This is a genomic window from Acidovorax sp. (assembly GCF_022763525.1).
In the GTDB taxonomy this organism is placed as follows: Bacteria; Pseudomonadota; Gammaproteobacteria; order Burkholderiales; family Burkholderiaceae_C; genus Acidovorax.
In genome coordinates, this window is record NZ_JALEGG010000137.1 from 1 (window position 1) to 9,334 (window position 9,334).

Below are 9,334 nucleotides of genomic sequence, written 5' to 3' on the forward strand. Positions count from 1 at the left end.
CACCCGATACGGTGCCCATCACCAGGCTGGGGCTGGGCTGCGTGGTGTGCTGCAGCGCGCGGATGGCCTCGTAGCGGTCGACCACCAGGGCGTCGCTGGTGGCGGTGTCACGCACCACGATGGGACGCAAAAAGATCATCAGGTTCATCTTGTTGCGGCTGCGCTTCTCGCTCTTGAACAGGTTGCCGACCACGGGCAGGTCGCCCATCACCGGCACCTTGTCCTCACCCTGCGAGTACGTGTCTTCCAGCAGGCCGCCGATGACGATGATGCTGCCGTCGTCCACCAGCACGTTGGACTCGACCGAGCGCTTGCTGGTGGTCGGGCCATTGATGTTGGCGATGGTGTTGCCGTCGATTTTGGAGATCTCCTGGTAGATGGCCATCTTCACCGTGCCGTTTTCGCCGATCTGCGGGCGCACCTTGAGCATCAGGCCCACGTCCTTGCGCTCCACGGTCTGGAAGGGGTTCACGGTGCTGCTGCCCGTGGTGTTGGCATACGAGCCGGTCACGAACGGCACGTTGCTGCCGATGAGGATGCGGGCTTCCTCGTTGTCCAGCGTCATGATGTTGGGGGTGGACAGCACGTTGGCGTCGCCGCTGTTCTGCAGGAAGTTGGCCAGCGCGCCCAGGTAGTACTGCCCGTTGACGCGGGGCGCCAGCGCCAGGTTCAGGCCGCCGCCCAACCCGGTGGCCGCGGTGGCGATGCTGCTGGCGTTGCCCGAGGCCAGCGCGGCAGTGATGCCCAGGATGTTGGCGCCTGCGGCACCCGAGTTGGTGCCGATGACGCCCACGGTCCCGTCGCCCTGCTGACCCAGCACGCCCTGCCACTGGATGCCGAACTGCGCCAGCTTGTTGGCCGCGACCTCGACGATCAGGCTCTCGACCAGCACCTGCGCGCGGCGTCCATCGAGCTTGTCGATGACCGCGCGCAGCTGGCGGTACAGCGGCTCGGGGGCGGTGATGATGAGCGAGTTGGTGGTGGGGTCGGCCTGTATCTGCCCGCCCGTGGAAGGCTGGTTGTTGTTGGTCGCGCTGGTGCCCATGGTGCTGCCGGAACCCAGGCCAGCGGTGCCGGCCGCGCCGCCGGACAGGCCGCTGCCGGTGGAGAGCATGTTGCCGCTTGTGCCGCCGCCGCTCAGCCCCGCGCTGGGCGCCGGGGGCGGCGTGCTGCCGATGGCGCCAGCACCGCCTGCACTGGCGCCCGTGCCCATGGCTGCCATGGCCGCGCGAAGCGTGGTGGCCAGCTTGGTCGCGTCTGCGTTCTTGAGATAGACCACGTGGATGTTGCCGGTGGACGCGCTGCTGCCCGGCGCGGGGGCCTGGTCCAGTTGGGCCACCAGCGCGCGCACCTGGGCCACGCGGGCCGGGTTGGCCGCGCGCAGGATCAGCGAATTGCTGCGCGGCTCGGCCAGCAGCGTGGTCTTGAAGGAGGTATCGGCCTGCCCCTGGCCCGCGACGGGGCCTGCGCCGCTGCCGCCGTCGATCAGGCGCGCCACCAGGGGCGCCAGGTCGGTGGCCACGGCGTTGCGCAGCGGGATCACCTCCACATCGCTGGCGTTGGCCACGTCCATGGCCGCCACGATGCGTGCCAGGCGCTGCAGGTTGTCGGCGTAGTCGGTGATCACCAGCGAGTTGTTGCCGGGGTTCACGTTGATGGTGTTGTTGGGGCTGATCAGCGGGCGCAGCACGGGCACCAGGTTGGCGGCGCTTTCAAAATTGAGCTTGAAGATCTGGGTGACGATCTGTCCCCCCGCGGGTGCGCTGCCCGAGCTGCCCTGCACCACTGTCACGCTGCCGCCCTGCAGCTTGGCGTCGGCTTCGGGCACCACCTTGTACAGCCCCGCGGTTTCCACCACCGTGAAGCCCTGCAGCCGCAGCGCGGCCAGGAACTGCTGGAAGGCTGCGGCCGGCGGCACGGCACGCTCGGTCACCAGGTTGAGCTGGCCCTTGACGCGCGGGTCCACCACCACGTTGCGGCCGGTGATGGTGGCCATCGTGCGCGCCACGGCTTCGATCTCGGCATTGGCGAAGTTCAGCGTGACGGGCTCGCTGGGGCGCACGCTGCCGGTCGTGGTGTTGATGGCGGTTTGCGCCAAAATTTGGCCGCTGGCGCTTGCCATTAAAGCGCTAGCAGCTATTGTTTTGATAGTAAAACGCAGGCGTGGAGAAAACGGGAAATTCATAGATTCAACCCACGGTGATGATGGAGCGCGCGCCGCTGCGCCGCCCAATGATGTTCAGGAGATTCGACAGCGCCGCTTCGCGTTCGGGCGCTGCGCTGGCTTCGCCGGCAAAACGCAGGCGGTTGCCCACCCATTGGCCCGAGCCGCTGAGCTGCAGGTGGCCTTCCAGGGTGGACAGCGTCAGCGTGGGCACATCGCCGCCCTGCAGCGCCAGGCGGTAGCTGCCCATGGGCTTGAGCGTGGACAGTCGCGAGGACATGGCCCGCGCATCCAGCTGGACCAGCCCGGCCAAGGTGCTGCGCCCGGCAATCCAGCTCATGCGGAGGCCCTGGGTGCGCAGCGCCAGCTGGCCCTGCGGCTGAAGGGTGTTCCAGGGGGTTCCCAGGCCGGAGAGCAAGGCGGCGGGCCATTGGCTCTGCCCGTCGGCCAGCGTGAGCTGCAGGCCCCGCCAGCGGCCATGCACCTGCGCGCGCAGCGGTTCGGGAGTGCAGCACGCGGCAAGCAGTTGCGCGCGCACGCCGGTCAGGGTGGGGCGCAGCTGCCATTCCACGCGGCCCGGCAGGGCAGCGCGGTCTTGGCTGGCGGCGCCGCCAGTCAGCACCAACTGGGCCGACCCCGTCCACACCGTGCCGCGCGCCTGCAGCAGCTGCACCTGCCCGCCAGTGGCGTTGGCCACGCCCCGCGCCAGCCAATGCGCAGGGGCAAAGGCGGCCACCGCAGGCAGCACCCCCAGCAGCGCGCCCGCCAGCGCCCACGCCCAGGTGCTGCGGGGCTTGGGGGCGGAAGGGCTTTTGCGGTGGCGGGTGGAGGAAGAAGACGGCACGTGGCGGGGTGATGGAGTGGAGGTAAGGGCGGTGCGGGATGGGAAAGAGCGAGGGATGCGTGGGTGATTCACACCGTCTCAGGGCTGGCCGCCGGGCGGCAGCGCAAGCACCAGGGTGCCATCCCAGCGGGGCATGGGCGCGGCGGGGCTGCCCAGCGTGGCAGGAGCGTTGGCCGCCCGGGGGGCGGCGGCGGTGCTGCGGGTCAGCCGCGCTTCGATGGGGGCCGCACGCGCATTGCTGCGCGCCTGCGCCAGCCATTGGGCCAGCGCATCCGCCGGTGCGCCCTTGAGCGTGACGGTGGCGCGGTCGCCCACCAGGTTGAGCTGGGCCGTGTTGCCCAGCCGCTGTGCCAATGCGGCGCGCAACGCGGCGGCGGCATCTCCGCGCGCCGCGCGCGGGGCGGACTGGAGCTGCTGCGCCTCGGACTGCAGGCTTTGCATACGCTGCAGCTGGGCATCAAGCTCCGCATGGCGCGGGCCGGCGGTGCGCAGCGTGGCCAGGGCGGGTGCCAGGGCCACCCACCAAAGCAGCGCCAGGCCGACGACGCCCGCGGCGGCCAGCACCAGCGTCTGCTCGCGGGGTGCCAGGGCTTGCCAGCGGGCGCGCAGGGCGGCGGTGGAGGTGGTGTTGGCGTTCATGGCGTGCCTTCCGCGCGCAGCAGCAGGCTGCCGTCGTCTTGCCGCAGCTGGTAGCCGGCGGCTTGCAGGCGCGCCGACACGGCGGGCTCGCTGTCGGGGTTGAAGGCAATGCCGCGCAGGCGCAGCTCGCCGGGGGTGTATTCGATGGTCGTGGGTTGCTGCCCTTCGGGCAGGGCGCTGCCCGCAGCGGCCAGCAGGGGCTCCAGGTCGCGCGGCGACACGCTGCCCGCCGCCTGGCGCAGCTGCGCGAGTTCGCGTTCCATCTGCACCGGGGCATCCACCACCACCTGCACCTTGGGAAAGGTCTGCGTCAGCGTGGACCGCACGGCGGCCTGCTTGGCCGACAACGATTGGCGTTCCTGCCACGCCCAGGCGTTGAGCCCGACGAGGTGGGCAGCGACCAGCAGCCCCGCGCCCCACCGCGCTGCCCGCCATTGGGGGGCGTTGATCAGCGCACTGGCCACGCTGCCCGCCTGGCGCAGGGCGCGCGTGCGGCCGGTGCTGGCCAGGTCGAACTGCGCGAGGTCCCAGTCGCCGCGCGCGGCCTCCAGCGCGCGCTGGCTGGCCGTGTGCAAACTCGCGCGCTGGCCCAGCGCACGCTCGGCCAGGGCAGCCACGGCGGGCTCGGCGCGCACGACCAGGGCGTCGTCCTCGCCCTCGCCCGCTGCTGCTGGGGGTGGCAGGCCGGCACGTGCCAGGGCCGGCGCTGCAGGTGACAGCGGCAGCACGGCCACGCCTTGCTCGGCGCCCTGCCCGGTCAGCACCACGCAGGCGTCTTCGGGTGTGCCGATGGCGCACAGCTCGGGCCGGCCGCTGGCCGTGGGGCCGGGGGCGAACTCGGGCACCACGCGCGCCACGCGGCGCCCTGCGGCTTCCAGTGCTTGGAGGTTCTCGCGCAGCCAGGCGCGGTCGCACACCGCCACCCAGGCAGGTTCGCCTGCCCGCGCGCCGGGTTGCAGGGCAAAGTGCAGCTGGGCGGCATCGTCGAGCACGCGGTCTTCCAGCAAGCCTTCCAGTGCCGAGCGCAGGCGCGGCGTTTGCTGGCCCGCACCCACGGGCAGGCCCGGCGGCAACTGCACCTTTTGCCACGACAGGGCGCGCGCCGGCACGATGGCCACCACCTCGCCGCCGGGCCGGGTGGGTTCGGGCAGTAGGGAGGCCGGTGCGGTGGCGTGGCGAAGGGCGGTGTGGCCGTCCGCCGTCAGCGTGTAGCTGTAGTCGGTGGCAGGCCCCGGGCGGGCCGGCGGCAGAAAGAGGATGAGGGTGCTCATGGACGGGTTTTGCGGGTCATTTTAGGGCGAGGGCATGACGGCGTCGGCACTGCCCGGCCGATGTGTTGCGGATTCACCGCCGAGGCAGCCCGGGGGCCTCGGATGGGGCACGGTCAAAGGCGCCGCGTTCGCGCCACAGCGTGGTCACCTCCAGGCCCAGCTTGCGCACCAGCGAGCGCTCGTCCACCATCGCATCGCCCAGGCGCAGGCGGCCCCGCACCTCGAAGTACGAGGACGCCACGGCGTGCGCGCCTTCGTTGATGTCAATGTTCGCGCCCAGCAGGTCGCGCACCTCCGAGAGCGTGCGCAGGTGCCGCGCCTCGCGCGTCTGCACGATCTTCTGTGCGCTGGCAACGTCCAGGCCATCGATGGCGGCTAGCAGCACGTCGATGTCCGCCGTGTTGAGGTTGACCGGCGTGCGCACCGGCAGCAGCGTGACGTGGGGCACCAGCGCTGCCACGGTGGCCGGGGACAGGCCCAGCCAGCCGAGCTGCCGAACGGTGGGGGGCATGAGCGGGGCTGTGCCGCCATCGCCGCCCGTGCCGGAGGTGGTGCCGGTGCTGGTCGTGGCCTGGGCGCGCCGCAGTGCATCGGCCAGCAGCGCCAGTTCTTGCGACGGCAGGCCCAGGCGCTCGAACAGCCGCGTGAACTGCCGCAGCGCAACAGTCTGGTCGGGGCCGCTCGCCGCCAGGTTGGTCAGGTTCAGGCGGGCCTGCATGTCCGAGATCTGCCCCGAAAGGAAGGCCTCGCTGGTGTCGGTGCTGGCATCGTCCACCTGGCTCACGTTCTTGTCGGCCGCCAGAAAGGTGGACAGCCGCGCTTCCTGCAGCGGCACCGCCCAGGGCTCCGCCAGGTGGTCGGCGCCGCCCGCACGCCCGTCCTCGCGAAGGATGAGGCGCGACCAGTCGAGCGCGCCCACCAGGATCCAGGCGGACTGCACCCGGCCGCGCTCGGCGGTCTCCACTTCAACCGCGCGCCACTGCTGCCACATCGCCGCCGCGGCAAAGGTGGCCACCAGGGTGACGGTGAGCATGGCCAGGAGCAATGCGGCGCCACGCGCCCTGTGCCTGTGCAACTGGCGCTGCAGCCACGGGTGCCGCCGCGGAACGGGCTTTGCCAGGCCGCTGGCGGCGTCCCTCGGGGGGGCGATCATGTCCTGCCTCCGCCCAGCACCGGATTCACCCAGTCGCGCGTGAGCCGCCCCGCCAGCGCCTGGCCTGGCGGCAGGCTGATCTGAAGGCGGATTCCGTCGGGCAGCATGGCCGTGCCGCTTGCGGACGTGCCGGTGCCGCCGGTGCTGGACAGCGGGTTGGACCACGCGCCGCCCCGGTAGTAGAAGATCTGCCATTCCGACAGCGGCATGAGTGCCATTTCGTGGCGCCGCTCGGCCTCGCCCGGCGTACGCGCCCATTGCCCCGCCAGCTGCCAGGCTTCCTGCCACTGGGCGCGGGTGCGCACCGGTGGCGACTGCCAGCGCATCCACTGGCCCGCGCCCTGCGCCCCCCGCAGGGTCCAGGCCACCACCAGGGCGCCCTCGTCGGGTTCGGCGCTGCTGCGCCGCGTCAGGCGCAGTACCTGGCCGTCCCAGTCGAGCGGCGTGGTGTTGGCGATCGGCATCAGCGCGTCCAGGTCCGTGCCCCACTGCCCCAGCGCCGCCTGCAGCACCAGCATCTCGTCCGCCCGCTGGCGCGTGATCTCCTGCGCCCGCACCATGCCATCGAGCCCGCGCCAGCTCAGGATGGCCAGCAGGCTCATCACCGCAATCGCCAGCAGCAGTTCGACCAGGGTGAAGCCGCGCTGGCGTCGCGCATCAGGGCGCGGCGGTCGGATCAAGCGTGGCCTCCGCGCGGGACGCCGAGCAAGGGCCGCCCCGCAGCGAGGGCGTCGTCCCCCTTCCCGAATCGCACAGCGATTCGAGAGAAGGGGGAAGGCGCGCAGCGCCACAGGGGGATGTTCCATCAATACCTTCCGATGATCGTCGAGATGCGCAGGATGGAGTTCTCCCCATCCAGCACCTGCGCGTCCACCCGGCGAAAGCTCGGGTTGGGCGTGGGCCGCACGCTCAGCGCCACCGTGAGCTGCCGCCCAGCCTGGTCGCAGGGAACCTGTGTGTCGCCCACGCTGGGCATCTGGCGCGACAGGCGGGCCTGGACCAGTTCGTTCTCGGCGCACAGCTGCGCCAGGATGATGTCCGACTGGCGCAGCGCATTGCGCGTGAGCGCCGTGGTGGCCTGCAGGCCTGCCATGAGGGCGATGGCCACGATGCTGAGCGCCACCAGGACCTCCACCAGCGTGAAGCCGCGTTGGGGCGGGCGCGGGGCGCAGTGCCTGTGCGCGAGGGCGCCGGGGTGTTGCCGGGCGTTCATTGAACGGGCTCGACGGTGAAAGGCCGTACCCCGTCCGTCGCCACGCGCAGCGTGCGATCGGGGGACGCCTGGTGGGTGATAAACACCTGCTGCGGGCCGATGAGCGGCTCGGGGCCCAGCACCAGCACCGTGGGCGCACGCACGGTGGTTCCTGCATCCAGCCACTGGCTGGGCAAGGCCGCCTGCGCGCTGGGCGCCAGGCCCTCAAAACGGAAGCCCCGTGCATCCGCGCGCCAGCGCACCGGCGTACCGCTGGCACGCGACTGGGCGCGCGCCGATTCCAGCAGCGCCGCCAGCCGGGCTGCTTCCCGTTCGATCAGTGTCTGCCCGCTGTCGCGCATGGCAATCCCTACCCCGGCGGTAGCCAAGGCAATGATGCTGATGACGACCAGCAACTCCAGGAGGGTGAAGCCCCCCTGGGCCGCTGCGCGTCTTCCCCCCACAGGGGGACGCCACCAGCGGCCTGGCAGAGCCAGTTCCGTGGTGGCACGGGCCTGGGGCCGCGCGGGTTTCATGCGCCTTGGACGTGGCGAGACCTGGGGGTCACTGCCAGCTGCCGATGTCGGCGTCCTTGCCTTCGCCGCCGGACTGGCCATCGGCGCCAAACGACATGACGTCGATCTCGCCCTTGATGCCGGGATTCAGGTATTGATAAGGACGGCCCCACGGATCATTGGGCAGCTTTTCCAGATACAGCTTCCAGTTGTTGGGGATGGGGCCGGCGGTTGGCTTGACGATGAGCGACTGCAGGCCTTGCTCGGCCGTCGGGTAGCGCTGGTTGTCCAGGCGGTACAGCTTGAGCGCCTGCATGATGTTGGTGATGTCGGTGCGCGCGGCGGTCACGCGGGCGTCGTCGGCGCGCTCGAGCACGTTGGGCACGATCAGCGCGGCCAGCACGCCGATGATGACCAGCACCACCATCAGCTCGATCAGGGTGAAGCCCCGGGCGATGTTCTTGGCAAGGCGGCTGCGGGCTGAGCGCACGAGGAGAGGAAGGGAAGTATTCACTGCGGGCGGTCTCACGAAGGTCGGATCGCGTGAATCATAATCCCCGCATGGTGACCAAAACGTACAGCAAATGGGGCGTCCGCATGGGGACTCTGGCGCTCTGGGCCGCCGCAGGCGCGAGCGTGGTCTTTTGGGGCCTGCGCTTGTCGGCGCCGGCGGCCGGGCCGTCCGCCCCCGTGCTGCCGCCACCGCCGCTGGCCCCCGATGCCCAGGCGTTGGCGCGTTTGCTGGGCGCCGGGCCGGTGGCTCCTGCAGCAGCGTCCGGGGCACCGGCAGCGTCGCCAGCCAGCCGGTTCGTGCTGGTGGGGGTCCTGGCGGGCCAAAGCAGTGGGGGCGGCGCAGCGCTGATCGCGGTGGACGGGAAACCCGCCAAGCCTTTCCGCCTGGGGGCGCCCGTGGATGAGGGAATCGTTGTGCAGGCCCTGAGCCCGCGCCAGGTGCTGCTGGGGCCTGATACGGGCGGCCCGGCCACCGTGACGCTGGACATGCCGCTCAAGCGATAGCGCCGGCATCGCTGGCCGGGCCAGGCGCTACCGGCCCAGATCGGCGACCTCCCACTCGCCCCAGCCCGGTGCGGGCAGGGGCCATTCTTCCGAAGAGGGCAGTGCGCCTGTCCCCTGGGCTTGCAGCCATGCCACGCTGCGGATGACGCCGGCATGGGTGATCCACACCACATCCTGCGTGGGGGCGGGGGGCTCACCGGCTGCACGACAGTGGTCTTGCAGCGCGGCCGCCACGCGGGCCAGCACGGCGGCCAGGTTTTCTCCATCGCCCGGGCGGTAGCTGGCAAACGCGGCGGTCCAGGCGTCGATGGCGTGGCGGCCAATGCCGTCCCAGGTTTGTCCTTCCCAGTGGCCGAAGTCCATTTCGCGCAGGCGGGGGTCGGGTTTCAATATCAAATCGGGTCTCAGCGCCTGCAGCTCCAGCGCGAGCTGCTCGCATCTTTGTAGCGGTGAGTGGAAGACCCGCGCACCGCCGGGCAGCGCGGCAGCCAGGCGCTCTGCGGCAGCCCGGGTGGCTGCCGGGTCGGCCGGAACGTCCA

The 9,334-nt window shown here is 71.1% G+C and carries 11 protein-coding genes; 1 reads left to right on the top strand and 10 read right to left on the bottom strand.

Annotation, left to right across the window (positions count from 1 at the left end; genetic code table 11):
* From gspD to gspG, 9 genes are all read right to left on the bottom strand, one after another.
* Positions 1 to 2,185: type II secretion system secretin GspD (gene gspD, locus MRY84_RS10485; protein WP_291505673.1), on the bottom strand; the 2,185-nt coding region annotated here is incomplete at its 3' end.
* Between the two features lie 4 nt (positions 2,186 to 2,189).
* Entirely contained in the window at positions 2,190 to 3,008 is an 819-nt protein-coding gene (gene gspN, locus MRY84_RS10490) for a type II secretion system protein N (protein WP_291505674.1), read from the bottom strand.
* A gap of 78 nt (positions 3,009 to 3,086) precedes the next feature.
* Complete coding sequence (gene gspM / locus MRY84_RS10495; RefSeq protein ID WP_291505675.1) at positions 3,087 to 3,647, bottom strand: type II secretion system protein GspM; 561 nt, start codon at positions 3,645 to 3,647, stop codon at positions 3,087 to 3,089.
* A complete protein-coding gene (gspL, locus tag MRY84_RS10500; protein ID WP_291505676.1) occupies positions 3,644 to 4,918 on the bottom strand; it encodes a type II secretion system protein GspL in 1,275 nt (424 codons plus the stop codon). The genes gspM and gspL overlap by 4 nt, the downstream gene beginning before the upstream one ends.
* Positions 4,919 to 4,991: 73 nt before the next feature.
* The gene (gene gspK, locus MRY84_RS10505; RefSeq protein WP_291505682.1) at positions 4,992 to 5,993 is read right to left on the bottom strand and encodes a type II secretion system minor pseudopilin GspK; all 1,002 of its coding nucleotides are present in this window, start codon (positions 5,991 to 5,993) and stop codon (positions 4,992 to 4,994) included.
* Positions 5,994 to 6,067: 74 nt separating this feature from the next.
* Positions 6,068 to 6,751 carry a prepilin-type N-terminal cleavage/methylation domain-containing protein gene (locus MRY84_RS10510; RefSeq protein ID WP_291505677.1) on the bottom strand — a complete coding sequence of 228 codons (684 nt, stop codon included), beginning with the start codon at positions 6,749 to 6,751 and terminating at the stop codon, positions 6,068 to 6,070.
* Positions 6,752 to 6,876: 125 nt separating this feature from the next.
* Positions 6,877 to 7,284, bottom strand: a complete 408-nt coding sequence (gene gspI / locus MRY84_RS10515; protein ID WP_291505678.1) for a type II secretion system minor pseudopilin GspI — start codon at positions 7,282 to 7,284, stop codon at positions 6,877 to 6,879.
* Positions 7,281 to 7,799: a prepilin-type N-terminal cleavage/methylation domain-containing protein gene (locus MRY84_RS10520; RefSeq protein ID WP_291505679.1), complete on the bottom strand. Its 519-nt coding sequence runs from the start codon at positions 7,797 to 7,799 to the stop codon at positions 7,281 to 7,283. The genes gspI and MRY84_RS10520 overlap by 4 nt, the downstream gene beginning before the upstream one ends.
* Positions 7,800 to 7,827: 28 nt before the next feature.
* On the bottom strand, positions 7,828 to 8,268 hold the full coding sequence (gspG, locus tag MRY84_RS10525) for a type II secretion system major pseudopilin GspG (protein ID WP_291505683.1): 441 nt from the start codon (positions 8,266 to 8,268) through the stop codon (positions 7,828 to 7,830).
* A gap of 71 nt (positions 8,269 to 8,339) precedes the next feature.
* On the opposite strand from gspG, the gene MRY84_RS10530 reads away from it, so the two are divergent.
* Positions 8,340 to 8,795, top strand: a complete 456-nt coding sequence (locus MRY84_RS10530; RefSeq protein ID WP_291505680.1) for a type II secretion system protein N — start codon at positions 8,340 to 8,342, stop codon at positions 8,793 to 8,795.
* Positions 8,796 to 8,822: 27 nt separating this feature from the next.
* On the opposite strand, the gene MRY84_RS10535 is transcribed toward MRY84_RS10530, so the two are convergent.
* Positions 8,823 to 9,334: histidine phosphatase family protein (locus MRY84_RS10535; protein ID WP_291505681.1), on the bottom strand; the 512-nt coding region annotated here is incomplete at its 5' end.